Origin of the sequence: Flavonifractor hominis, assembly GCF_040095835.1 — a bacterium.
Lineage (GTDB): Bacteria > Bacillota > Clostridia > Oscillospirales > Oscillospiraceae > Flavonifractor > Flavonifractor hominis.
In genome coordinates, this window is sequence record NZ_JBBMFT010000004.1 from 265,519 (window position 1) to 290,271 (window position 24,753).

Below are 24,753 nucleotides of genomic sequence, written 5' to 3' on the forward strand. Positions count from 1 at the left end.
CGGGGGATCTTGCGATATCCACTGAGGGAGCGATTACTCGCCGTCCTCTTCCTTCTTGGTGCAGACAATATTCAGCTCGTCCAGCTGCGCCTGGGTGACAAAGCCGGGGGCGCCCATCATCAGGTCCTGGGCGTTTTTGTTCATGGGGAAGGGGATGATCTCCCGGATGGAGTCCTCCCCGGCCAGCAGCATGACCATGCGGTCCACGCCGGGGGCAATGCCCGCGTGCGGGGGCGCGCCGTAGGTGAAAGCGTTGTACATAGCGGGGAACTTGGCCTTTACGTCGTCCTCGCCCAGCCGCACCAGCTGGAAGGCCTCGATCATGATCTCGGGGTCATGGTTCCGTACGGCGCCGGAGGACAGCTCCACGCCGTTGCACACCAGATCGTACTGGAAGGCGGTGATGGTGAGGGGGTCTACCTCGCCGGCAGCGGCTTTCTTCAGAATCTCCAGGCCGCCGTTGGGCATGGAGAAGGGGTTGTGGCAGAACTCCAGCTCACCGGACTCCTCACCGATCTCATACATGGGGAAGTCTACAATCCAGCAGAACGCATAGCGCTCCTTGTCCATGTGGTTGGGGCAGAAGGCGCCCAGCTTGGAGCGGAGCACGCCGGCGGTCTTCTGAGCGGAGAGCAGCTTGCCGGCGGTGAGGCCTACGAAGCAGCCCTTCTCCAGGCCCAGGGCCTCCACAACGGCGTCCTTGATGGGCTGGACGAACTTGGCAATACCGCCCACGATCTCACCATTTTCGTCGTAGCGGAACCAGTAGGCCTTTTCGCCCGCCTGGACCTCCACGTCGGCGCACAGCTTGTCGATCTGCTTGCGGGTGCCCTCAAAGCCGGTCACCACCACGGCCTTGACGGTGTTGCCCTCAAAGGGACCGAAGCCGCAGCCGCCCAGTACCTGGGTGGCGTCCTGCACGATCAGGTCAATGCGCAGGTCGGGCTTGTCGGAACCGTACTTGTCCATGGCCTCCAGGTAGGAGATGCGCTGGAAGGGGGCCTCAGAGGCCACATTATAGGTGCCAAACTTGGCAAAGATGGGGGGCAGCACATCCTCCAGAATGGCGAATACGTCCTCCTGTCCGGCAAAGGCCATCTCCATGTCCAGCTGGTAGAACTCGCCGGGGGAGCGGTCGCCGCGGGCGTCCTCGTCCCGGAAGCAGGGGGCGATCTGGAAGTACTTGTCGAAGCCGGAGGCCATCAACAGCTGCTTGAACTGCTGGGGAGCCTGGGGCAGAGCGTAGAACTTGCCGGGGTGCTTCCGGCTGGGTACCAGGTAGTCCCGGGCGCCCTCGGGGGAGGAGGCGGTCAGGATGGGGGTGGTGATCTCCATAAAGCCGTGGTCGATCATGGCGGCGCGGAGAGCAGCCACCACCTGGGAGCGGAGGATGATGTTGTTCTTCACCGCCGGATTGCGCAGGTCCAGATAGCGGTACTTCAGCCGCTGAGACTCATCGGCCTCCCGGCTGCGGTTGATCTGGAAGGGCAGCTCGTTGTGGCGGCAGCGGCCCAGTACCTCGATGCTCTGAGGTACCACCTCAATGTCGCCGGTGGGCAGCTTGGGGTTCTTGCTGTCCCGCTCCCGCACCACGCCGGTGACGGCAATGGTGGACTCCTTGTTCAGGGCTTTGATGGTCTTGACCATCTCCTCGGTCTCGGCCACTACCTGAGTGGTTCCGTAGAAGTCCCGCAGCACCAGAAAGCCCAGGTTGGCGCCTACCTCACGGAAATTCTCCAGGAAACCCGCCAGAGTGACGGTCTGGCCCACATGCTCCATCCGGAGCTCCCCACAGGAGTGGGTGCGATAGTGGGTACGCACGTTATCCATCTAAAATCAACTCCAAATAGTAATTAGAAAATTAAATATAACAAATTGAAATCAATGATTGCCCTTCAGATCCAGGTAACGGCTGTAATACACCTGCACGTCAAAGTTTTTGTACACTTCGGTACCGTCCTTGGCGGTGACTCCAAAGTGGGCCAGGGCGGTGTCCTTCACGTAGTCCAGGAACTCCACACCGTCCACGGTGTTGAACCAGTTGAACTCCATACCCTGGGCGGCACAGTCGGCCTCCAGGCCGTTGATGAGCTCCTGCACATAGGGGAGATACTGTCCGGCGGTGGTGCCATTGGTAAACAGAACGTCGGAGGGCTTTAGGTTGGCAGCAGTAAACGGGGCGTAGTCCGCGGGAGCAAAGCGTTGCCGCAGCTCGGGCCGGGCCACCCGGGCCACCATGGCGGCAGTCTCCGCCCGGGTGAGGGTCTTGTCGGGGGCGAAGGTGCCCCAGCTGTCCACACCGGTGAGGATGCCGGCATTGTAGAAGGCCAGCACGTCGGGATCGGTAGTGTCAGGCAGGGAGGTAATGGTGTTAATGGGGGAGAGCATATCGGCGGGTACCACAGCGGCCAGCAGGGTGACAAACTGCTGCCGGGTGGCCTGCTGGACGGGGTCGGGGACGGTAACACCCGAGCGCTCCAGGTACTCCACGTAGGAGGTGTACCAGGGCAGAGTGGAATCCACCAAGAGAATCGCCTCTCCGGTGATGGCTTCCTTCATGCGGGCGGCGATGGCGGCCACCTCGCCCACGGTGAGGATTTGGTTAGGGGCAAACGCCTGGCCGGTGCCCTGCATCAGTCCTACCTCATAGCACACCTTTGCGGCATCGGCGTACCAGGCGTCCTCCGCCACATCGATAAATCCGGGGTAGATGTTTTGGTTGGGAAAGGCCTCTTCCGGGGAGAGGGCGGCGGCGGAACCCAGCAGCAGGGCCGCGGAGAGGGCCAGAGCGAGCAGTCGTTTCATGGGAAAACTTCCTCCTGTCAGTGTTGTGGTGCTTTAGACGGCAGGGAAGGGGGAAAGTTCCGCCGCTCAGTTCTGGGGCTCCCGGATGGGGGCGCCGCCGGCCCGGGCAGCCAGGCCGGAGCGTACCAGGGCAACCGCCTCATCCGCCGTCACGGTCTGCTGCTCTCCGGAGGTCAGGTCCTTTACGGTCACCTTGCCCTGCTGGATCTCGTCCTCGCCCAGGAAAGCGGCGTAGGGGATGCCCAGCTTGTCCGCATAGGACAGCTTTTGCTTGAATTTCTTTTTCTCACAGTGGAGCTGGGTGCGGATACCGGCCTCCCGCAGGGTGGTGGCAAAGGCGATAGCAGGGGCCAGATCCTCTGTCATGGGCAGTACCAGCACGTCCGCCGGGGCGGTGATGAGCGCGTCGTTCAGATAGCCCTGGGCCTCCAGGACGGAGAAGAGACGGGTCAGGCCGATGGAAATGCCGACTCCAGGGAGTTGTTTATCGGTATAATATTCCGCCAAGTTATCATACCGGCCGCCGGAGCAGATGGAACCCACCTCCGGATGGTCCAGCATGACGGTTTCGTATACCGTGCCGGTGTAGTAGTCCAGGCCACGGGCAATGGTGAGGTCCACCATGAAGTGATCCTGGGGCACGCCGTAGGCAGCCATATACTTCACCACCGTGGTCAGCTCTTCCACACCCAGGTCAAAGAGTTCATTCTTCCCGCGCAAAGGCTCCAGTGCGGCCATGGGGTCTTCCGCCGCCAGCAGGGAGAGCAGGGTGTCGGCGGTGTCGGCGGGGACGGCAAAGTCGTCCACCAGGATGGCCTTGACCTTCTCAGGGCCGATCTTTTCCAGTTTGTCGATGGTGCGCATCACATCTCCGGCCTGCTCTTCCAGACCCAGGAGAGCAAACAGACCGTTGAGGACCTTGCGGTTGTTCACCCGGATCTTAAAGCGTTTCAGACCCAGGGCGGTGAAGGTTTTGTAGATGATGGAGGGGATCTCAGCCTCGTTGGTGATGTCCAGGCTGCCGTCGCCGATGACGTCGATGTCCGCCTGGTAGAACTCCCGGTAGCGGCCCTTCTGAGCCCGCTCTCCCCGGTAGACCTTGGCGATCTGGAACCGGCGGAAGGGGAAGGTCAGCTCGTTCTGGTGCAGGGCCACGTACTTGGCCAGGGGGACCGTCAGGTCAAAGCGCAGGGACAGGTCGGTGTCCCCCTTGGTAAAGCGGTAGATCTGTTTTTCGGTCTCGCCGCCGCCCTTGGCCAGCAGGACCTCGCTGGCCTCGATGGCCGGCGTGTCCAGGGGGGTGAAGCCGTAGAGGGAATAGCTGCTGCGCAGGATGTCCACCATCCGGTCAAACTGCACCTGACGGGCGGGCAGCAGCTCCATAAAACCGGATAATGTTCTGGGTTTGATCTGAGCCATAAGAACGCTCCTTTGTTAACATAATATAGGGGAGAGAAGGGCGCAAAAAAGGCGCTTTCGTCCCACGTCACGGGACGAAAGCGCCTGCTTTCGTGGTGCCACCCATGTTCGGAGCGGAGTACGCTCCCTCAGACCTTCTGTTGCGGGAAGGGGACCGCGCCCGTCTCCGGGCCCGCTGGTAGGGCCGTCTCCCGCGCGCCTGCCGCGGACGCTTTCAGCCGGTGGCGTCCTTCTCTGCTGCGGCGGTGTGGGCGGTACTTGCCCCGTCAGTGCGGTTTTTGCCTTACGATATTATCCCAAAAACGGGAAAAAGTCAACCTATTCTTGCACTTGGGGCCGCAGGGAACAGCTTCCGGAGGTTCCGGAGCTGCTGCCGGGGTGCTGGGACCAGGTGACGATCGGATTAAGGTCATACAGGGTGAGACCGCCGTCCAGGCTCAGTTCGGCCCAGAAAGAGAGACTGGAGTGCTCGCCTTGTGTGTAGGCGCTCACATCGGCGGCATACCAGAACAGGCCTTCTTCGGTCAAAGGTTCGCTTTCCGGGGGATCGGAGGGGACCATAGTTGCCAGCCCAAGCTCATTGCCGTCGCCGTCCAGTACACGCAGGGTGAGTGTTTCCACGTCGCCGGGTACGGAGAGGGTTCCGTCCGGTTCCAGGCCCAGGTAGACGCTCAGACCTCCGCCGGTTTGACCGTAGGCCGAGGTACCGGAGACTTCCAGCACATCGCCGGTCCAGAGGGAATCCAGTACCTCCTGCCGCACGCCAGCAGCGGAGCGAAGGGTAACGGTAGGGGTTACTTCCTCCTGGCTCAGTGGCAGGGTAAGGCTGGCCCGGTAGCTCCCGTCAGGCTGTTGGACCATAGCGGTGGAGGCGGTCCCCGCGGTGAGGGTAATCAGCTCTCCTTCCCGCACCTCTTTCGGCAGGACGGAGACCTCCAGCTTCAGCTGTCCGCCGTCGTAGCGCAGTGTTGCTTCTGATTGGGCAAACAGGCTGCCTTGCTGTTTCAGCTGGCTTTTCAGCTCGCTTTGCAGGCGGTTCACCGTCTGCTCCAGGGATTGATTTTGCTGGTATGTCCGGTCCACGTCACTGCGCAGCTGTTCGATCTGCGTGCGCAGAGAAAAGGACTGCACCAACAGTACGACCAACAGCACCAGCGTTGCAGCTCCCGCTGTACCAACCAGGATGTGGGTGCGTTTCATAGCGGTTCTCCTTTCAAAAAACAGCGGGCAGCCTCCGGGGCCGCCCGCTGTTCAGATCAAAAGGGAAGGATTATGCCGTAAAAGGCTTGGTTTTGGGGTTGATAATGTCGCGCCAGTCCAGATCGCCCCGCTCCAGACCGTGGATCAGCATTTCCGCCGTGGCCACATTGGTGGCAATGGGGATGTTATACTGATCGCACAGCTGAGTGATGTATTTCAGATCGGCATCCAGGTCATTGGACTGAGGATCGGAGAAAAAGAGCACCATGTCAATCTCATTGTAGGCAATGCGGGCGCCGATCTGCTGGCTGCCGCCATGCTCATGGGAGAGGAACAGCTGTACCGGCAGGCCGGTGGCCTCCGAGACCAGACGTCCTGTCGTGTTGGTGGCGCAGATCGTATGCTTGGACAGAATGCCGCAATAGGCGATACAGAACTGTACCATCAGCTCTTTTTTGTGATCGTGGCTCATCAACGCGATGTTCATTTTGTGCTACCTCTTTTCTCTAACATAAGGACAAAGGTAAAAGATCAACGCAGCTTCATCACCGGTACCCGCTGTCCCAGCAGACGCCGGGCAATGTTCAGATAGGCAATGGCGGCTCCCCGGCTGGTGCGGACGATCAGGGGCTGGCCCTGGTTGGCGCACAGCATGACCTGCGGATCTTCCGGGACGACACCCAGCAGGGGAAGGCCGGCGGCATCCATGGCGTCGTCAATGGTGGTGTGCAGGCGGCGCAGCAGCTTGGGCTGTACCCGGTTGACCACCAGATGAATACGGGGCAACTCCTCCCGCAGGATGGTCACCGTGCGCTGGGCATCCCGCAGAGCAGAGGCATCGGTGGTGGAGACCACCACGACCCGGTCAGCCCCACAGCAGGCCAGCCGGAACCCTTCCCCCAAACCGGCGGGGGAATCCATCAAAATATAGTCATATCGCTGCTTGGCCTGCCGGATGAGCTCCCGCATGGCCTGTTCACTCAGCGGTTCCTGTGGCAGACGTACCGGCGCGGTGATGAGGCTCAGCCCCTGAATCACCGGATGGGATACAGCGGCCCGCTCCAGCGTACAGCGGCCGGAAAGCACATCGGTAAAATCCATCAGCGCCCGGTCGCTCATTCCCAGGGTCAGATCCAGGTTGCGCAAGCCGATGTCCATATCAATGCACAAAACCTGGCGCCCCAGCGCGGCCAGACAGGAGGCCACACCGCCGGTCAGGGAGGTTTTTCCCGTGCCGCCCTTTCCAGAGGTGATCACAATTGCAGTGGACATAGTTACCTCCTGTTTCTCAACACTAAATAACATATCACACTTCCGACAGGGAAGCAATCATTTTTTTGCGCCAAATGGGGCGGAAATACAATTTAAAGGGGCGCTTTTTGCATTTTTGCCCAGCGCCTGGGATAACCCTTTGGGGTGGGGGAGACTTTTTCCACCGCTACGACCCGGTGCCGCACGCCGGTACCGGGGATTTCGTAATCGAAAGCGGGGAGCAGCCGTCCGCCCAGGATGGAGATACCCCGGGCAGCCCGGTTTACTTCCTCACCGCTGTCCACGCTCTTCATGGCCAGAAATTTGCCTCCCACTTTCACATAGGGCAAACATAACTCACACAGCAATTCCAGAGAAGCCACGGCCCGAGAGGTGGCGTAGTCAAAGCTGTCCCGGTAATCCGGTTCCAGGGCCTGTTCTTCGGCCCGGGCATGCAGACAGGTGACCTGCTCCAGTCCAAGCTGGCCGCTGATGCGCTCCAGCCAGGATACTCGTTTGCCCAAACTGTCCAGCAGGGTAAGCTCCAGGGTGGGCTCCAGAATCTTCAGAGGCAGGCCAGGAAAACCCGCCCCGGTACCCACATCGATAAGCCGCTTGCATCGGAAATCCTCGCCCATGGTCAACAGCGCGGCGCAGTCCAGAAAGTGCAGATCGGCCACCTGATCGGGTTGCGTGATGGCGGTCAAATTCATGACCTGGTTTTGCTCCAACAGCAGCCGACCGTATTCAGCCAGCTGCTCTGCCGCCTGGGGCGGCGGGGTGAGGCCCAGAGCGGTAAGACCTTGGGCAATGCGCTCTTTCATTGTCTCAACCTCCCAGTCCGGCCAGCAGGGGAGGAATCCCCAATACCAGCCCCGCGATAAAGATCACTACGCACGCTATGGCCAGCAGCGCCATGCAGGCCTTTCGGGAAGGGATACAGTCCGGATCCCGCAGGTCCATCACAGACAGGACGAGCAGGCCCGCTGCACCTGGACAGAACAGCAGCGGTGCAACACCGTTGAGATAGCGTCCGCCGGTAAAAAAGGGGTAGATGTTCAACCCCACAAAGGCCAGCATATATACAACTCCGACCCAGGCCAACACCCGCTTTTTGGGGGAGGCATAGGTGACCGGTTCTTGAGGTGATTCCTCACGGGAGGGGTCGGGTTTGTGTTCGGTTTGGGACATAAGTTTGCTCCTTCTGGTTCGTTTCAGGGCACCTTTTAAATTCCAGATTCAGGAATTTTATGCCTGTATGGGGCATTACTTTTCAGCATCCCCGCCGCGCTGCTCCCGCAGCAAATCACGGATCTCGGTAAGCAGTAGCTCTTCTGCAGAGGGCTTGGGGGGAGCGGCAGGGGCAGCCTCCTTCTTACGATGGAAGGTGTTCAGGCCTTTCACCAGCAGGAAGACCACAAATGCCATGAGGAAAAAGTTGATCACGGCGTTGAGGAAACTGCCCAGCATCAGCTGGCCACCGCCGGGCAAATCAAAAGCCAGACCGCCCAGAGCCTGGTTTTCTCCGGCAAAGATGCCAAGGATGGGGTTGATAATGTCATTGACCAGCGAGTTGACAATGGATTGGAACGCTCCGCCGATGATGACGCCGACGGCCAGGTCCATCACATTGCCCCGTGCAATGAATTTGCGAAACTCGGCCAGAAAGCCGGTGGTTTTCTCTTTTGCAGACATGGATACTCCTTTATCGCTTGGTTTATACCTCCACAGATGGGGATGTTTTAATACTAACACCCCAGTCACCCTGGGTGATGGGAGAAGAAGGGGAGGGGGGAGGCTCTAGTTCATATTTCTCATGGATGATATCAATCATCTCCTGAGAGATGGTCGCCTCCGGTGCTGCTGCTGGGTGGCACAACCGCCCAGCAGCAGCACAGTCGGGAGCAGAAGCAACAAAAGCTGCTTCCCATTAAGCCTCTTTGGGAATCAGAACTTCCTTGCCGCCCATGTAAGGACGCAGAGGAGCGGGGATCTTTACGCTGCCGTCGGCCTGAAGATTGTTCTCCAGGAAGGCGATGAGCATACGGGGAGGCGCCACTACGGTGTTGTTCAGGGTGTGGGGCAGGTACATGCCCTTCTCACCCTTAACCCGCATTTTCAGGCGGCGGGCCTGGGCGTCGCCCAGGTTGGAGCAGGAGCACACCTCAAAATACTTCTGCTGGCGGGGAGACCAGGCTTCAATGTCGCAGGATTTGACTTTCAAATCGGCCAGGTCGCCGGAGCAGCACTCCAGCTGACGGACGGGGATATCCAGGGAGCGGAAGAGCTCCACCGAGTAGCGCCACATCTGCTCATACCACTTCATGGAGTCTTCGGGCTTGCAGACCACCACCATCTCCTGCTTCTCAAACTGGTGGATGCGGTATACGCCGCGCTCCTCAATGCCGTGGGCGCCCTTCTCCTTGCGGAAACAGGGGGAGTAGGAGGTAAGGGTCTGGGGCAGCTTGTTCTCGGGGATGATCTGGTCAATAAACTTGCCGATCATGGAGTGCTCGCTGGTACCGATAAGGTACAGATCCTCGCCCTCGATCTTGTACATCATGGCGTCCATTTCGGTCTGGGACATGACACCCTCCACCACGTTGCCGTGGATCATGAAGGGGGGGATACAGAAGGTAAAGCCCTTATCCATCATAAAGTCCCGGGCGTAGGCCAGGACCGCCTCATGGAGGCGGGCAATATCACCCATCAGGTAGTAAAAACCGGAGCCGGAGACACGGCCGGCAGAATCCATGTCGATGCCGTCAAAGGACTCCATGATCTGGGTGTGATAGGGGATCTCAAAGTCGGGTACTACGGGCTCACCGAAGCGCTGGACTTCCACGTTGCAGGAGTCATCGGGACCAATGGGCACAGAGGGATCAATGATGTTGGGGATCTGGAGCATAATGTGGCGGATCTGCTCGGCCAGCTCGGTCTCACGGCCCTCCAAATAGGCCAGACGGTCGGCATCTGCCTTGACTTCAGCCTTCAGAGCTTCGGCCTCGGCCAGCTTGGAGGGATCCTTTTTGGCCTGACCCATAAGCATGCCCACCTGCTTGGATTTGCTGTTGCGGGCGGCCCGCAGGTCCTGTGCCTCCTGGATGGTCTTGCGGTTTTCCAGGTCCAGGGCAATGACTTCATCCACCAAAGGAAGCTTTGCATCCTGGAATTTCTTTTTGATGTTTTCCTTGACGGCCTCAGGATTCTCTCGGACAAACTTGATATCCAACATGGTGTATTCACCTCATAATTGTTATTTGATCTTGTTTGGTTTCACGTGAAACATTAGTCCAGCGCTTCTTTAATCTCCTCATAGCGCTGAGCGGGGGAGAAGCGGTCGGTGCCAGTGGTGTTTTCCGTGGGCAGATACTGTTGCAGACCCTGCTCTTCAAATGTTTCGATCAATTCCCGGGCTTTGGTGTAATAACCACGAGCGTAGTAGTCATCAATCTGCCAAAACCACTGCATAGCCAGACTGCTGTTTTCCAATTCATCAGAGAGCTGTTCATTGGTCTGCTCCAGGGTATCGACCTGTTCCTGGAGGTCTGCCAGCTGATCCTTCAGCTCCTGGTTTTCCTGCTTCAGGGTCTCATTTTCCTTCAGCTTGTTTTCCAGCGATTCCACTGCGGAGTTGGAAGTCTCCTGCAGATTGTCCAGAGCCTCCTGGTTGGTACGCTGCTGCATCAGAAAGGACATCAGCAGCAGCAGAAAAGCTGCTGCAAAAAGGATGACCAGATAAAACAGCACAGAATTGTGCTTATGAGGTGGACGTTCATGCTCGGCCGCGTGCTGTAAATGGCCGGGCTCCTGCTTTTCCGGTTCCGTACTCATGAAAGATTCCCTCCCTTCCCAGTGGATGGGAGCTGCTCCAGCAGCTCAAGGAGGGTATTCAGATCCTCAGTGTTATAGTATTCCAGTTCAATTTTCCCTTTCTTTTTGCCGTTGACGATGTGAACTTTACGGCCAAATCGAGTGGCCAGCGTTTTTTCCGCGTCCCGCAGATAGATGGACAGGTCCGGACCGGTGGAGGCGGCGGGCTGAGCGGCGGCGGCCTCACCGGCGGCCAGACGCTTGGCAAGAGCTTCAGTCTGGCGGACACTCAGGTCCTCGGCAATGATTTTCTGGGCCAGCTTCTTCTGCAGTTCACCACTGGGCACCGACAGCAGAGCCCGGGCGTGACCAGCTGAGAGCTTGCCTTCTTCCAGCAGTTGATGCACCGGATCGGGCAGAGCCAGCAGCCGCAGTGCATTGGCCACAGCAGGGCGGGATTTGCCCACCCGCTGGGACACTTCTTCTTGGGTCAGGCCATATTCGTCAATTAGAACTTTATAGCCGTTGGCCTCTTCAATGGGATTTAAGTCCTCCCGCTGGAGATTTTCAATAAGGCCCAATTCCATGACCTTGCGGTCGTCGGCCTCAATGATAACGGCGGGAATTTCACTTAAGCCGGCCAATTTGGCGGCCCGCCAGCGGCGCTCTCCGGCAATGATTTGGTAGTATCCCGAGGAGAGACGACGGACGGTCAGAGGCTGGATCACTCCGTGCATCCGAATCGAGTCGGCCAAGTCATGGAGTGATTCCTCATCAAAGCGTTTGCGGGGTTGTTTCAGGCCGGGCTCTACCTTGGATATAGGGAGAGAGAGGGAACCGCCCTCTTGAGACTGGAGCGCCGCATCGCCCAGCAGTGCGCCTAGACCCTTGCCCAGACCGCGTTCCAATGCCATGGTATCAATCCTTTCCGCCCGCCGCTGCAGCGGGCTGATTTTGTTCCATCAGTTCCTGCGCCAGAGCGTCGTATGCCTCAGCTCCCCGGGAATAGGGATCGTAGGCGCAGACGGGTTTCCCGTAACTGGGCGCCTCTGACAGGCGTACGTTACGGGGAATGACAGTAGCGTACACCTGGCCGGGGAAGTGGCGTTTGACTTCTTCAGCCACCTGCATAGACAGATTGGTGCGTCCATCATACATTGTAAGCACCACGCCCTCCAGCGCAATGGCCGGGTTCAGGGAACGCTTGACAATGCGGATGGTAGACAACAGATCGCTGAGTCCTTCCAGAGCATAGTACTCACATTGTACGGGAACCAGTACGGTATCAGCCGCGCACAGAGCGTTGAGGGTAAGCAATTCCAGGGAAGGAGGACAGTCGATGAAAATATAATCATACTGCTCCGCTACCTGTTCCAAAGCTTCGCGCAGACGGTATTCCCGCCGATCGAGAGCGATCATTTCAATGGTGGCGCCGGCTAATCCCTTGCTGGAGGGGAGCACGTCACCGTAAGTGGTGGACAAGATCGCCCGGCTGGTTTCCGTTCCATTGAGCAAAACATCGTAGATGTTGGGGGAACTGGTCTTGTCCACACCAAAGCCGGAAGTGGTGTTGGCCTGGGGATCAAAGTCACACACCAATACCCGGCAGCCCAGACGCTTCAGAGAAGCGGCCAGGTTAACACAGGTGGTAGTTTTACCTACCCCACCCTTTTGATTCACGATTGCAATGGTTTTTGCCATAACAAACCTGCCTTCTTTGATTGGTCCCAAAACGGTCAGTCTTTATTATATAGCGCTGGTAGACGTAATTCAACCAAAAAAGCCGAAAAACCGGATGGGCGCGGAATGTTTCACGTGAAACGTTCCACGCCCATCCGGTATGGGGGGAGGGGAGGGTCTTATTTTGGGATCGTAATGGTAAGTAAAATGGAGTCATTGGTCTCCTGACGTTTACAGTTGGCATTGACGCCTGCCCGCTTCATCAGGGATAGCCCACGGGTCACAGTATTCAGAAACAAGCGGACATCTTTAATAAGAAAGGTAGGTTTGTTGGAGGATTTTTTGACCGGAGGCATTAACAGAGACTCTACGTATTCCTCCGTTTGGGCTACGGTAAGACCGTGCTCTACCACAAACGCAGCGGCGGAGCATTGCAGCTCCGGCTGTTCCAACCGCAGCAGGGCGCGGGCATGCCGCTCGGTACAGCCATGGGTGCGCAGCAGAGCAAGGGCATCGGGCGCCAGACGAAGCAGCCGCAGTTTGTTGGCCACGGCGGACTGGGATTTGCCGATGCGTTTGGCAGCCTCCTCTTGCGAGAGGTGGTAGAGCTGAATCAGTTTGGCCAGGGCGGTGGCCTCTTCCACAAAATCCAGGTCCCGCCGCTGAAGATTTTCCACCAGAGCCAGCAGGGAGGAACCTTCACTGTCTACACTCACCACAATACAGGGGACCTCAGAAAGCCCCGCCATCCGGGCGGCCCGTAGACGGCGTTCGCCTGAAACCAGCTCATATCCGCCGTTTGCCCGCCGGACCGACAGAGGCTGAAGCACGCCGTGTTCCTTGATACTGGCGGCCAGCTCCTCCAATCCTTCCCGGGAAAAGTGGGTCCGGGGTTGGTCGGGATTGGGAGAAAGGGCGGAGACGGGGAGAAACAACACTTTATTTTGTTCAAACAGACCTTTACGGCGCAACAGGGACATCGGTCAGACCTCCTTTGTGGATCAACAAGTGGGACAAGTATAGATTACCATATTTTTCCGCAAAGTTGGTCGAAGGCAGGAGGCTGGGAAATATTTTCCAATAAAAGGAAACCACCGGCTTTTTAAAAAGCCGGTGGTTTTAAAAATTAGGCTCTCAAAAACCCTTTACCAAAAATCTCACTGGAGTTGGCCACAATCAGGAATGCGTGGGGATCCATCTCCTTAAGGTGGCGGCGGAGCATCACTGCCTGGCCGCGGGAGAGAACGGTGAGCACGACATGATGAATTTCATGGGTGTATGCGCCCTGGGCCTGCCACACGGTGGCGCCCCGGACCAGGGTGTGGGTGACGTAGTCACACACCTGCTCAGGGTGGGACGTAATGACGAAAAAGGCCTTGCGGCGGTTGAACGACTCGATGGCGCTGTCCACCAGCACCGACTTGAGGGCAAGGCCAAGCAGGGAACACAGGCCAGACTGCACATTGAATACCACCAGAGCGGCGGCGGCAATGGCTACGTCGGAGACCAGCAGCGCCCGGCCAACGTCCATGCCAGAGTACTTTTTCAGGATCATGGCGGCAATGTCGGTACCGCCGGAGGAGGCACCAATATTAAAGAGAATGGCCGAACCGATGGCGGGGAGGATGACAGCGAAGAGCAGCTCCAGCATCAGCTGGTCGGTAAGAGGGCCGTTCAATGGGCAAATGACCTCAAACAGCTGCACCAGCCCCGCGTAAAGCAGGGAACAGTATACGGTCCGAAATCCAAACCCCTTGTCCAGCAGCAGAAAGCCCAGCACCAGAAACAACAGGTTGATGATGGAGTTGAAGGTGGATGGGGACAGCTGTGGGATAAGCTTACCCAACAGGACCGCCATACCGGATACGCCGCCCATGGAGAAGTTGTTGGGAAACTTGAAGAAGTATACACCGATGGACACCAACGCAGTGCCCAAGGTCATCAGCAGCACATCCTGGAGCAGGTCTTTACCCACCAGCTTTTTCATAATGATCCTCCTCAGCGGGCGCTTTCCACGGCGCTCCAAACGTCATACCCCGTTGCGGTTGGGATATTTCCAAGCCGCCAGAGGGACACGCCGGTGATGCCGAACATCCGGGCCAGTTCAATCTTATCCAGTACGCTCTGCTCGTTTTCATACCAGACCTTGTAGCGCTCTCCGTCCTCTGTGGTATAGATGGCATAGGGGTTGCGGTAGTGTTCGCTGTAAGTCACTTGGGTATCCGCCTGAGCCAGGCGGGCGGTAAGGGTGTCCTGCGCGGGGTGATAAATGGTGGTGTCCAGCAGCCGGCCATCGGCGTCAATGTGGAAGCCGGCAGTGCCGAAGGAAATAGCCAGGGCCACCTTGCTCACGTCGGACACACCGGTGACGGGATCGGTAATGTCCCGCAGAGCCTCGTAGATCTGGGGGAAGGGGGTGACGGGGGAATCGGTGTTGGCGGTGCCCAGATAAGAGGTGGGGATGGAGGTCCACTGATAGTCGTGGGCCATGAGGATCACCTTGTCACACACCTCGCCCAGCCCATGGTAGTCAAAGCCGGTATACCAGGTGTCGGGCTGGACGCAGACATACAGCGTTTTATTCTCCGGCAGAGCCGTGCGCAGCTCTTCCATAAAGGTGACGTAGTCGGCTTTGAGGGTATCCCCTTTCAAAGCCTCAAAATCTATGGTGAGCCCTGCGTAGTCCGACGCGGCATCCACCAGCGCGTTGACTGCCTGAGTCCGGGCCTGAGGGGTGGATACCACGGCGGCCACGGTGGAGGTGGTGGTACCGTCGGACAGGGTGATGGAGTCGGCGGCAGAGGCATATACATTTAGGTTATAGGGGACCTGGTTCTGCTCAAAGTAGCTGGTGGCGAGCGTGGAGTCGGAGGGTTTTACCCATTCGTTGCCGCCGGAGGAGGTGGAGTTGAGGGTTGGACCATCCGCAGTATACTCCATCCGGGCCCAGCCCAAGCTGACGGCGTCCATTTCCCGGGTCAGGGCGATCTGGGAATAGGAAGAGAACGCGTAAAATCCATGCAGCCATTCTACCCTGGAGGTATAGCGTTCATACACCCGCACCAGCATGGCCGCGGCTTCCTCACGCTTGGCGGAGGTGGTGGGCAGAAACTTCAGTGAACCGTCAGGCCCTGCCACTCCGGTAATCATGCCGATATCATAGGCAATCGCGATGTACCCCTGGTTGCGCTCCACGTCGTCAAAGGGAAGGCTGAGTTCCCCCAGATCCTGGGCCAGAGTGTCATATCCCAGAGCCCGCACCAGCATAATGGCCATCTCTTCCCGGCTGATGTAGTCATCGGGGCGGAACGCGCCGGAGGGATCCATCACGTTGTGGGCCCGGGCGGTTTCCACATAGGAGTAGCACCACTTGGAGGCAGCGCAGTCGATGTAAGACGGAGCCTGGGGCGTCACCAGATCCCAATCGAACATGCGGCACAGAATGGTGACGAATTCCCCGCGGGTAATGTCCTTGCCGACTCCAAAGGTACCATCGGTATAGCCCTCCATCAGCCCATAGGATTCCACCTTGTCGATGATCTCGGCGGCCCAGCTGCCCTCCGTGTCGGAAAAGGCGGCCTGAGCAGTGGGAGAGATGGGGGAGGCACACAGTAGCAGCGCCGTGGCCAGCGCCGCCGCGCACAATTGACGTTTCATCGGAAAGACCTCCTTTGTATAAAAACAACTGCTTCCAGTCTGCCGCTATTGTATCAAAAAACGAAAAAAAGCACAATCCCAACCGCCTCTGCCCCTGGAAAAGGAAAATTTGACCACGCTCCGTATAAAATTTCTAAAAACAGGTGACGAAAGAGACGATTTTTGATAGAATATGGTCGGTTGCACTGGTCTGTAAAATTAGATACAATAGAAATGAATTTTTTGTGAACGAGGAGGCGGGGGTATGAAGCTGCTGGAGGAGCGCATCCGCACCGACGGAAAAATTCGCGAGGGCGGCGTGCTCAAGGTGGACAGCTTTCTGAACCATCAGATGGACATCAGACTGTTTCTGGAGATGGGAAAGGAGTTTTTGCGCCTGTATGGAGACTGCGGAGTCACTAAGATTTTGACCATCGAGGCATCGGGGATCGGGATCGCGTGTGTGGCTGCGCAGTTTTTTGATTGCCCTGTGATTTTTGCCAAGAAGAGCAAGAGCCGCAACATCGACGGGGATGTGTACACCTCCAAGGTGGAGTCCTTCACCCACGGGAAGGTATATGATATCATTGTGTCCAAGGAGTTCCTGCGTCCGGAGGACCGGGTGCTCATCATTGACGATTTCCTGGCCAATGGCAGCGCCCTGCAGGGGCTGATCAAGCTGGTGCAGGACGCGGGCGCCACCCTGGTGGGCGCCGGCATCGCGGTGGAGAAGGCCTTCCAGCCCGGCGGCGATCTGATCCGCGGCATGGGTGTACGGGTGGAATCTCTGGCCCGCATCAAGGATATGAGCGTGGAACACGGTGTGGAGTTCTGCGACTGAGCGTACGTAATATCTGAGCAAACAAAGCGAGACCGGCTGCCGCAGGCGGAGGATACCCTCCGTGATGAGCGGATGAGAAAGACAATGCGCCCATGGCGCCCGTCTGTGAGCAAGGGGAGACATTTCCCCTCTCAGGCAGCCGTTTTGAATAGAAGTACCTTGCTGTAACAACAATTTTGTATGATACAAGGAGGAACTGACATGAAGAAAAGACTGCTTGCACTGCTCCTGGCGGGCGCCATGACGTTTACTCTGGCTTCCTGCGGCAACACCAGCGACAACACCGGCGAAACCACGCCCGCCGATGAGACTGCCGCTACCGGCGAAACTGCTCCCGCCGGCGAGACCAAGACCGTCAAGGTAGGCATGATCTGCATCGGTGACGAGAATGACCAGGGCTACACCTATAACTTCATCCGCGGCCAGGAGGCTGCTACCGAGGCCCTGGCGGCCGAGGGGATCAACGTGGAGTGGGTGGTCAAGTACAACATCGGTGAGGACTCCACCTGCGAGGATGCCAACATCGAACTGGCCGACGAGGGCTGCCAGCTCATCTTCAACACCTCTTACGGCTTTGAGGACTATATGCTGAAGGTGGCCGCCGACTACCCCGAGATCCAGTTTGTGGCCTGCACCAATCAGCAGTCTGCCGTGGACAGCCTGGATAACACCCACAACGCCTTTGCCAACATCTATGAGGGCCGCTACCTGGCCGGCGTGGTGGCTGGTATGAAGGTCCAGCAGCTCATTGACGAGGGTACCATTACCGCTGACGAGGCCGTTATCGGTTATGTGGGCGCTTTCCCCTACGCTGAGGTTATCTCCGGCTTTACTGCGTTCTATCTGGGCGCCAAGAGCGTGTGCCCCAGTGTGACCATGAAGGTCAAGTACGTCAACTCCTGGTCGGATGCCACGGAGGAGGCCAATGCCGCCCGTGCTCTGTGTGACGAGGGCTGCGTGCTCATCTCCCAGCACTCCGATAATACCACCCCCGCCACCGCAGCCCAGGAGGCCGGCGCCTTCCACTGCGGTTACAACAACGATATGACCGGCGTGGCTCCCGAGGCAAGCCTCATTTCCACCCGCATTGACTGGTCTGTGTACATGGAATACGCCATCTCCGCTGTGGCCAACGGCGAGAACTTTGATCAGGACTGGACCGACAACATGGCCGACGGCGCTGTGGTGCTCACTCAGCTGAACGAAGCCATTGCCGCCCCCGGCACCCAGGAGGCCATTGAGAAGGCCGAGTCCGACCTGGCCGGTGGTATGCACGTCTTTGCCGGCCCCCTGTCCGGTCATGACCACTGGGATCCCAGCGTAACCTGGAGCATCGGCGAGGGCGAGTATTTTGCCGAGTCCGACCTGAGCCAGGAGGGCGGCCTGTCCGCGCCTCAGTTTGCCTGGATCATTGACGGCATTACCGAGGAGTAATCCCTGCACAGCGTGCCGGGAGGAGGACCGCAAGGTCCTCCTCTCAGCGCTTGTTTAAAACCATAATTGAAAAAGAAAGAGAGTGCATTCCAATGAAGAAGAGACTGCTGAGCCTGCTGCTGGCGGGCGCCATGACCTTTGCGCTGACCTCCTGCGGCAGCAGCGACGCCGGCGAGACCACCCCCGCTGGTACCGAGACCACCCCTGCCGCCAGCGAGGAGACCACCCCCGCCGAGGGCAAGACCGTGAAGGTGGGCCTCATCTGCAACGGCGATGAGAACGACCAGGGCTACACCTACAACTTCATCGAGTCCACCAAGCTGGCCACCGAGAAGCTGGCTGAGGACGGCATCAATGTGGAGTGGGTCATCAAGTACAACATCGGTGAGGACTCCACCGCCGAGGACGCCAACATCGAACTGGCCGACGAGGGCTGCCAGCTCATCATCAATAACTCCTATGGCCTGGAGGACTTCATGCTGAAGGTGGCTCCCGACTATCCGGAGGTCCAGTTTGTCTCCTGCACCAACCAGCAGTCCGCCGTGGATGACCTGGATAACACCCACAACGCCTTTGCCAAGCTCCACCAGGGCAGCTATGTGGCGGGCGTGGCCGCTGGCATGAAGCTCAATCAGCTCATTGAGGATGGTACTCTTACCGAGGACAACGCTTACATCGGCTACGTTTCCTCCTTCCCCTATCCCGAGCCTCTGTCCATGCTGACCTCCCTCTACCTGGGCGCCAAGAGCGTGTGTCCCACCGTGGGCGTGAAGGTCAAGTACATCAACTCCTGGGGCAACCTGACCGAGGAAGCCAACGCCGCCCAGGCTCTGTGCGATGAGGGCTGCAAGGTCATCTCCAACTACACCGACGGCTCCGCCGCCGCCACCACCGCTCAGTCCAACGGCGCCTACTATGTGGGTTATACCGCCGACGTTACCTCCGTAGCTCCCGAGTCCGCCATCATCTCCACTCGTGTGGACTGGTCCATCTACATGGAGTACGCCATCACCTGCATCGCCAACGGCGAGGAGATTGCCCAGGACTGGTCGAATGACATTGCTTCCGGTGCTGTGACCATGACCACCCTGAACGAGGCCGTGGCTGCCCCCGGCACTGCCGAGGCTATTGCCAAAGCCGAGGAAGATCTGGCCGGCGGCATGTATGTCTTCACTGGTCCTATGACCGGCACCAACACCTTTGACGGCAGCGCCTGGAGCCTGGCCGAGGGTGAGCACTATGTGGAGTCCGATGTGGCCAGCGGCGGCCTGTCCGCCCCCCAGTTCTGCTGGGTCATTGACGGCATCACTGTGGAGTAAGCCTGAAGAGGCACGCCTCCCGCGTGCAAAATGCCCGTCCGGCCGGACGGGCATTTTGCGTAAGGAGTTTCCCGGGAAACGGGAGATTTTCCATCTTTTTTCCCGTTGGTCGATTTACGGGAGAGGGGAAATTTGCTATAATCCAACCGTGAGACAACGGTTACAGCGACAGAGAAAGGATGAGTGGCTTGGAGAATGTAAGCGCCATTCGGCTCCAGGGCATCACCAAACGGTTTGGGACCGTGGTGGCCAACGACGGCATCGACCTGGAGGTGAAGCGGGGCGAGATCCTCTCCCTGCTGGGAGAGAACGGCAGCGGTAAGACCACGCTGATGAACATGATCTCCGGCATCTACTTCCCGGACGCAGGGCACATTTATGTAGGAGGACGGGAAGTCACCATCCGCTCTCCCAAGGACGCCTTTGATCTGGGGATCGGCATGATCCACCAGCACTTTAAGCTGGTGGACGTGTTTACCGCCGCGGAGAACATCGTGCTGGGTCTGGACGAAAAGGGCAAGTTTGACAAAAAGGCTGTGGCCGCCAAAGTGCGGGAGATCAGCGAGCGTTATGGATTTGACATCGATCCCAACAAAAAGGTCTATGACATGTCCGTATCGGAGAAGCAGACGGTGGAGATCGTCAAGGTGCTCTATCGGGGGGCCGATATCCTGATCCTGGACGAGCCCACTGCGGTGCTTACCCCTCAGGAGACCGACAAGCTCTTTGCCGTGCTGCGCAACATGAAGGCCGACGGGAAGGCCATCGTCATCATCACCCACAAGCTCCACGAGGTAATGGAGATCTCCGACCAGGTGGCGGTGCTGCGCAAGGGCAAGTACATCGGAACGGTCAATACCGCCGACACCGATCCCCAGGCCCTCACTGAGATGATGGTGGGCCGGGCGGTGAGTCTGAACATCGACCGGCCTGAGGCCAAGTACCGGGATCTGCGCCTGGAGGTAAAGGATCTGACCTGCCGCAGCCCGGAAGGGGTCTGCACGCTGGACAGCGTGAGTTTCCAGGCCTTCGGCGGGGAAATCCTGGGCATTGCCGGTATTGCCGGCTCCGGCCAGAAGGAACTGCTGGAGGCGGTGGCCGGGCTTCAGGGGACAGAGAAGGGCAGTGTGCTTTACTATCCGCCCCACCCCAACAGCGAGATTGCCGGCCAGCATGTGCCGGTGGACCGCAACGGGGAAGAGCTGCTGGGCAAGACCCCCAGCCAGATCCAGAAGATCGGGGTCAACCTGGCCTTTGTACCGGAGGACCGCTTGGGCATGGGCCTGGTGGGCAGCATGAACATGGTAGACAACATGATGCTCAAGACCTACAAAGCCCACCCCGGACCCATGGTGGACCGCAAATCCCCCAAGGCTCTGGCTCAGCGCCTGATTCAGGAGCTGGAGATCGTCACCCCTGGGGTGGCTACCCCGGTGCGCCGCCTGTCCGGCGGCAACGTACAGAAAGTGCTGGTGGGCCGCGAGATCGACTCCAACCCCACCGTACTTATGACCGCCTATCCGGTGCGCGGTCTGGACATCAACTCCTCCTACACCATTTACCATCTGCTCAACCAGCAGAAGATGAAGGGTGTGGCTGTGGTGCTGGTAGGCGAGGATCTGGATGTGCTGCTGGAGCTGTGTGACCGCATCCTGGTGCTGTGCGGCGGCAAGGTCTCCGGTATCGTGGACGGCCGTACGGCCACCAAGGAAGAGATTGGCCTGTACATGACCCGCGTGGGCGGCGGAAAGGAGAACGCGTGATGCACAACACATCATCCCACCGGACCCCACTGGTCCGGCTGGCCAAGCGGGAGCACATGAATCCCGGCGCCCAATGGGCCATCCGGATTGCCGCGATCCTGCTGGCTCTGGTGGTGGGGGGGCTGGTGATGCTCCTTTCGGGCAACAACCCCCTGGAGGGGTATGCCACCATCCTCACCGGCTCGCTGGGCAAGACCAGTGCCATCCGGCAGACGGTGAAAAACTTCATTCCTCTGCTGGGTACGGCTCTGGCCATCGCCCCTTGCTTTAAAATGCGTTTTTGGAACATCGGCGCTGAGGGACAGATTACCGCCGGCGCCATGTGCGCCACCTACTTTGCCCTGTACTGGGCAGATAAGCTGCCCCAGGTCCCTCTGCTGCTGCTCATGTTTGTGGCCGGCGCCATCGGCGGTGGTATCTGGGCGCTCATTCCTGCCTTTTTCAAGGCCCGCTGGGGAACTAACGAGACTCTGTTCACCCTGATGATGAACTACATCATCATCGGCTTTGTCAAGTACCTGCAGGGCGGCCCCTGGGAAAAGATGCCCCGGGGCAGCCAGCAGATCGCCCAGTTTGAGGCCAACGCCTGCCTGCCCAAAGTGGCGGGGGTGTACTGCGGATGGATCATTGTTCTGGTGCTGGTGTTCGTCATGTTCTGGTACATGAAGTACACCAAGCAGGGCTACGAGATCGCCGTGGTGGGCGAGAGCGAGAACACCGCCCGCTATGCCGGTATGAATGTGCCCTTCATCATCATGCGTACCATGTTCCTCTCGGGCGCTATTTCGGGCATCGTGGGCTTCATGCTGGTGTCGGGCGCCAACAACACGCTGTACGACGGCGTGGCCGCCGGAGTGGGCTTTACCGCCATTACCGTGGCCTGGCTGGCCCAGCTTAATCCCTTTGCCATGGTGGGCATCTCTGCTATGCTGGCGGTGCTCCAGAAGGGCGCGGATACGCTGCAGACCAAGATGCAGGTACCCGCTTCCATCTCGGACGTCATCACCGGCGTGCTGCTGTTCTTCATGCTGGGGTGTGAATTCTTTATCAACTACCGGCTCATTTTCTCCCACAGCAGCCGGAAGAACCAGAAGGAGGTAGGGGAATGAATCCGGTTATTGCGCTGATCACTGCCGCTGTTATCACCGGCGCGCCCCTGCTCTTCGGCACCGTGGGTGAAATTTTGTCGGAGAAATCCGGCAACCTGAACCTGGGCGTGGAAGGCATGATGTTCATGGGCGGCGCCCTGGGTCTGGGCGCGGCGTTCTACTATGAAAAGGCCGTGGGTACGGCGGTGTCCGGTCCCCTGGCCGTGGTGCTGGCCATCCTGGCAGCCTTTGCCGCCGGTGCCCTGGGTGCACTCATCTACGCGTTTCTTACCATTACCCTCCGGGCCAACCAGAATGTCACCGGTCTGGCCCTGGCAATCTTCGGCACCGGCGTGGGCCAGTATGTAGGCGAGCTGATGCGGGTGAAGGAGGGGGGCTTTGTGGCCGTCAGCAACGAGCTGAAGGGCTACTTCCAGAATTCTCCCTTCCCCAAGGCCCTTCAGGACATCCCTGTGGTGGGCCAGCTGGTGTTCAGCTACAACATCTTTGTCTATCTGGCCATCGTGGTGGCGGTGGTAATGGGACTTTACCTCAATCGCAGCCGCTCAGGCCTCTATCTGCGTGCGGTGGGCGAGTCTCCCGCCACCGCCGATGCCGCCGGTATCCCGGTGACTCGATACAAGTACCTTTCCACCATCATCGGGGGCGGCTTGTCCGCTGTGGGCGGCATGGTGTATATCATGACCACCGCCGGCTGCGTGTGGAACCATGAAGGACTGTCCGGCGAGGGCTGGCTGGCCGTGGCGCTGGTCATCTTCTGCCTGTGGAGCCCCTACCGCGCCCTGTGGGGATCGGTACTCTTCGGCGGACTGATGATCCTCTATCTGCGCTTGGTACTGCCCTTTTTCCCCACCCAGCTCTACAAAATCCTGCCCTACGTGGTAACGGTGGTGGTGCTGGTGCTTACTTCTCTGCGCAACAATCGGGAGCAGCAGCCCCCGGCCAGTCTGGGATTGGCCTACTTCCGGGAGGAGCGGTAAGCTCCTGCGGTAAATTGCAAAAGCCCTGGAACCATCTGGTTCCAGGGCTTTTTAATGGGCAGAGAACGACGGGGACCGGACGCCTGCTCCTGACGTCCGGCCCCTGTCGAAGGAAAGAGGATACAATGAATGAAATGAAAAGAAACTGTCTCTTGCAAGTGTTATGATAACCGAGAAATGTTAACGAATAAAACAGGTTGTGTTACAGAAGTTTTAAATATCTCGGATATTATGTAAAGTTGAGGTCAAAGAAACAGGGCAGCGGAGCTCACCCGCTGCCCGTTTCTTATGATTGGAGGATAGAATGAAAAGAAGCATTGTCTCTTGCTGGAAATGATAATAGCAAAGGGATGTTAACAAACCTAGCGCTGTTTGTTACAAAAGAATTAAATCAGCGCAAATTTAGAAAAAAATTCTGGAGCAGTTGGGCGCACTCCTGTCCAAGAATGCCGCTGTAGATCCGGGGATGGTGATTAAAACGCTCTTCAAAGAGGTTGAGGACCGACCCGCAGCAGCCGGCCTTGTCGTCCTTGGCTCCATAGTAAAGAGCGGGAATACGGGCGTTGATAATAGCGCCGGCACACATGGGGCAGGGCTCCAGCGTGACGTAGAGAGAGCACCCGGCCAGCCGCCAGCCCCCCAGGGTCTGACAGGCCTGGTGGATGGCTTCAATCTCTGCGTGGCCCAAAGCGGTGTACCCGGTTTCCCGCCGGTTGCGGCCCTGTCCCACCACTACGCCGTCCCGGACGATGACGCACCCCACGGGCACTTCGCCCTCAGCCATAGCCTGACGGGCCAGCTCCAGTGCCTGACGCATATAGCATTCGTGATCCATGAAGACCTCCTGTCTCGTTGGTATCTCTCTATTTGTTATAGCATATCCTGTGTGCGTATGCTATAATTTGTTTCAGCTTATTTGAATTTTGTGTGACAGGTGATTACAGTTGATTGAGATTTTCCTCATTGCCGTCAGTCTGGCCTTGGATGCCTTTGCCGTCTCGGTTTCCAGCGGAATTTCCATCCCCGGTTTCGGCGGACGCCAGGCGGTCAAGATGGGTCTGTGGTTCGGTGCGTTTCAGTTTGCCATGCCGTTGATCGGCTGGGTGCTGGGCGCGGGCGTGAGCCAGTACATACAGGCGGTGGACCACTGGGTGGCCTTCGCCCTGCTGGCTGCCATCGGTGGGAAAATGGCCTGGGAGGCGCTGCGCGGCGGAGAGGAGGATGAGGCACCGGCTGACCTGTCTGCCCGGCGGCTGTGCCTGCTGGCCATTGCCACCAGTATTGACGCGCTGGCTGTGGGGGTGTCCATGGCTTTTATGCGGGTGGATGTTTTGCTCTCTGCCGCAGTAATTGGCGTGGTGGCCTTTGTTCTGTCGGTGGTGGGCGGCCTGGCGGGCCGGCGGCTGGGGCGGCTGTTCCAGCGCCGGGCGGAGCTGGCTGGCGGCCTGGTGCTCATCGGTATCGGCGTAAAGATTTTGCTGGAGCATCTGATGGGAGGCTGAG

Annotated in this window: 24 protein-coding genes; 7 read left to right on the forward strand and 17 right to left on the reverse strand. The window is 58.5% G+C overall.

Translation table 11 applies throughout. The features are described 5' to 3' along the window. Positions 1-33 precede the first annotated feature (33 nt). From aspS to WMO45_RS08940, 16 genes are all read right to left on the reverse strand, one after another. Positions 34-1,830: an aspartate--tRNA ligase gene (gene aspS, locus WMO45_RS08865; protein ID WP_349140291.1), complete on the reverse strand. Its 1,797-nt coding sequence runs from the start codon at positions 1,828-1,830 to the stop codon at positions 34-36. 51 nt (positions 1,831-1,881) lie between these two features. Beyond that, entirely contained in the window at positions 1,882-2,805 is a 924-nt protein-coding gene (locus WMO45_RS08870; protein ID WP_349140293.1) for an S-layer homology domain-containing protein, read from the reverse strand. A gap of 66 nt (positions 2,806-2,871) precedes the next feature. Then, positions 2,872-4,224, reverse strand: a complete 1,353-nt coding sequence (gene hisS, locus WMO45_RS08875; RefSeq protein ID WP_349140294.1) for a histidine--tRNA ligase — start codon at positions 4,222-4,224, stop codon at positions 2,872-2,874. Positions 4,225-4,542: 318 nt separating this feature from the next. After that, positions 4,543-5,424 (reverse strand): hypothetical protein, encoded by an 882-nt coding sequence (locus WMO45_RS08880; RefSeq protein ID WP_349140295.1) that lies wholly within the window; start codon positions 5,422-5,424, stop codon positions 4,543-4,545. 70 nt (positions 5,425-5,494) lie between these two features. Then, positions 5,495-5,911, reverse strand: a complete 417-nt coding sequence (locus WMO45_RS08885) for a methylglyoxal synthase (protein WP_349140296.1) — start codon at positions 5,909-5,911, stop codon at positions 5,495-5,497. Positions 5,912-5,955: 44 nt separating this feature from the next. Further along, positions 5,956-6,696: a septum site-determining protein MinD gene (gene minD, locus WMO45_RS08890; RefSeq protein WP_349140297.1), complete on the reverse strand. Its 741-nt coding sequence runs from the start codon at positions 6,694-6,696 to the stop codon at positions 5,956-5,958. Positions 6,697-6,788: 92 nt separating this feature from the next. Beyond that, positions 6,789-7,499: a 16S rRNA (guanine(527)-N(7))-methyltransferase RsmG gene (gene rsmG / locus WMO45_RS08895; protein WP_349140298.1), complete on the reverse strand. Its 711-nt coding sequence runs from the start codon at positions 7,497-7,499 to the stop codon at positions 6,789-6,791. Positions 7,500-7,503: 4 nt separating this feature from the next. Then, the gene (locus WMO45_RS08900; protein WP_349140299.1) at positions 7,504-7,866 is read right to left on the reverse strand and encodes a hypothetical protein; all 363 of its coding nucleotides are present in this window, start codon (positions 7,864-7,866) and stop codon (positions 7,504-7,506) included. Between the two features lie 75 nt (positions 7,867-7,941). Further along, complete coding sequence (mscL, locus tag WMO45_RS08905; RefSeq protein WP_349140300.1) at positions 7,942-8,370, reverse strand: large conductance mechanosensitive channel protein MscL; 429 nt, start codon at positions 8,368-8,370, stop codon at positions 7,942-7,944. 235 nt (positions 8,371-8,605) lie between these two features. Continuing rightward, positions 8,606-9,910 (reverse strand): serine--tRNA ligase, encoded by a 1,305-nt coding sequence (serS, locus tag WMO45_RS08910; protein WP_349140301.1) that lies wholly within the window; start codon positions 9,908-9,910, stop codon positions 8,606-8,608. Between the two features lie 53 nt (positions 9,911-9,963). After that, positions 9,964-10,509, reverse strand: a complete 546-nt coding sequence (locus WMO45_RS08915) for an SH3 domain-containing protein (protein ID WP_349140302.1) — start codon at positions 10,507-10,509, stop codon at positions 9,964-9,966. Beyond that, complete coding sequence (locus WMO45_RS08920; RefSeq protein ID WP_349140303.1) at positions 10,506-11,402, reverse strand: ParB/RepB/Spo0J family partition protein; 897 nt, start codon at positions 11,400-11,402, stop codon at positions 10,506-10,508. The genes WMO45_RS08915 and WMO45_RS08920 overlap by 4 nt, the downstream gene beginning before the upstream one ends. Positions 11,403-11,406: 4 nt before the next feature. Further along, the gene (locus WMO45_RS08925; protein ID WP_349140305.1) at positions 11,407-12,189 is read right to left on the reverse strand and encodes a ParA family protein; all 783 of its coding nucleotides are present in this window, start codon (positions 12,187-12,189) and stop codon (positions 11,407-11,409) included. Positions 12,190-12,347: 158 nt separating this feature from the next. After that, positions 12,348-13,148, reverse strand: a complete 801-nt coding sequence (locus WMO45_RS08930) for a ParB/RepB/Spo0J family partition protein (protein WP_349140306.1) — start codon at positions 13,146-13,148, stop codon at positions 12,348-12,350. Positions 13,149-13,294: 146 nt separating this feature from the next. Next, positions 13,295-14,155, reverse strand: a complete 861-nt coding sequence (locus tag WMO45_RS08935) for a YitT family protein (RefSeq protein ID WP_349140308.1) — start codon at positions 14,153-14,155, stop codon at positions 13,295-13,297. An 11-nt stretch (positions 14,156-14,166) separates the two neighbouring features. Further along, on the reverse strand, positions 14,167-15,825 hold the full coding sequence (locus tag WMO45_RS08940) for an S-layer homology domain-containing protein (RefSeq protein ID WP_349140310.1): 1,659 nt from the start codon (positions 15,823-15,825) through the stop codon (positions 14,167-14,169). Between the two features lie 244 nt (positions 15,826-16,069). Between WMO45_RS08940 and WMO45_RS08945 the strand changes: the two genes are divergently transcribed. The 6 genes from WMO45_RS08945 to WMO45_RS08970 all read left to right on the forward strand — a co-directional run bounded on the left by WMO45_RS08945 (position 16,070) and on the right by WMO45_RS08970 (position 23,250). Then, the gene (locus tag WMO45_RS08945) at positions 16,070-16,645 is read left to right on the forward strand and encodes a xanthine phosphoribosyltransferase (RefSeq protein ID WP_349140312.1); all 576 of its coding nucleotides are present in this window, start codon (positions 16,070-16,072) and stop codon (positions 16,643-16,645) included. A 201-nt stretch (positions 16,646-16,846) separates the two neighbouring features. Further along, on the forward strand, positions 16,847-18,079 hold the full coding sequence (locus tag WMO45_RS08950; protein ID WP_349140314.1) for a BMP family ABC transporter substrate-binding protein: 1,233 nt from the start codon (positions 16,847-16,849) through the stop codon (positions 18,077-18,079). 92 nt (positions 18,080-18,171) lie between these two features. After that, a complete protein-coding gene (locus WMO45_RS08955) occupies positions 18,172-19,398 on the forward strand; it encodes a BMP family ABC transporter substrate-binding protein (RefSeq protein ID WP_349140316.1) in 1,227 nt (408 codons plus the stop codon). Between the two features lie 188 nt (positions 19,399-19,586). Next, positions 19,587-21,161, forward strand: a complete 1,575-nt coding sequence (locus WMO45_RS08960; RefSeq protein WP_435387684.1) for an ABC transporter ATP-binding protein — start codon at positions 19,587-19,589, stop codon at positions 21,159-21,161. Further along, on the forward strand, positions 21,161-22,270 hold the full coding sequence (locus WMO45_RS08965) for an ABC transporter permease (RefSeq protein WP_349140319.1): 1,110 nt from the start codon (positions 21,161-21,163) through the stop codon (positions 22,268-22,270). The genes WMO45_RS08960 and WMO45_RS08965 overlap by 1 nt, the downstream gene beginning before the upstream one ends. Then, entirely contained in the window at positions 22,267-23,250 is a 984-nt protein-coding gene (locus WMO45_RS08970) for an ABC transporter permease (protein WP_349140321.1), read from the forward strand. Before WMO45_RS08965 ends, WMO45_RS08970 begins: the two co-directional genes overlap by 4 nt. Before the next feature lie 391 nt (positions 23,251-23,641). Here the strand turns inward: WMO45_RS08970 and WMO45_RS08975 are convergent, their stop codons facing one another. Then, positions 23,642-24,085 (reverse strand): nucleoside deaminase, encoded by a 444-nt coding sequence (locus WMO45_RS08975; protein WP_349140323.1) that lies wholly within the window; start codon positions 24,083-24,085, stop codon positions 23,642-23,644. 109 nt (positions 24,086-24,194) lie between these two features. Here WMO45_RS08975 and WMO45_RS08980 point away from each other — a divergent pair, with 109 nt between their 5' ends. After that, complete coding sequence (locus WMO45_RS08980) at positions 24,195-24,752, forward strand: manganese efflux pump MntP (RefSeq protein ID WP_349140325.1); 558 nt, start codon at positions 24,195-24,197, stop codon at positions 24,750-24,752. The last annotated feature ends 1 nt before the right edge of the window (position 24,753 follow it).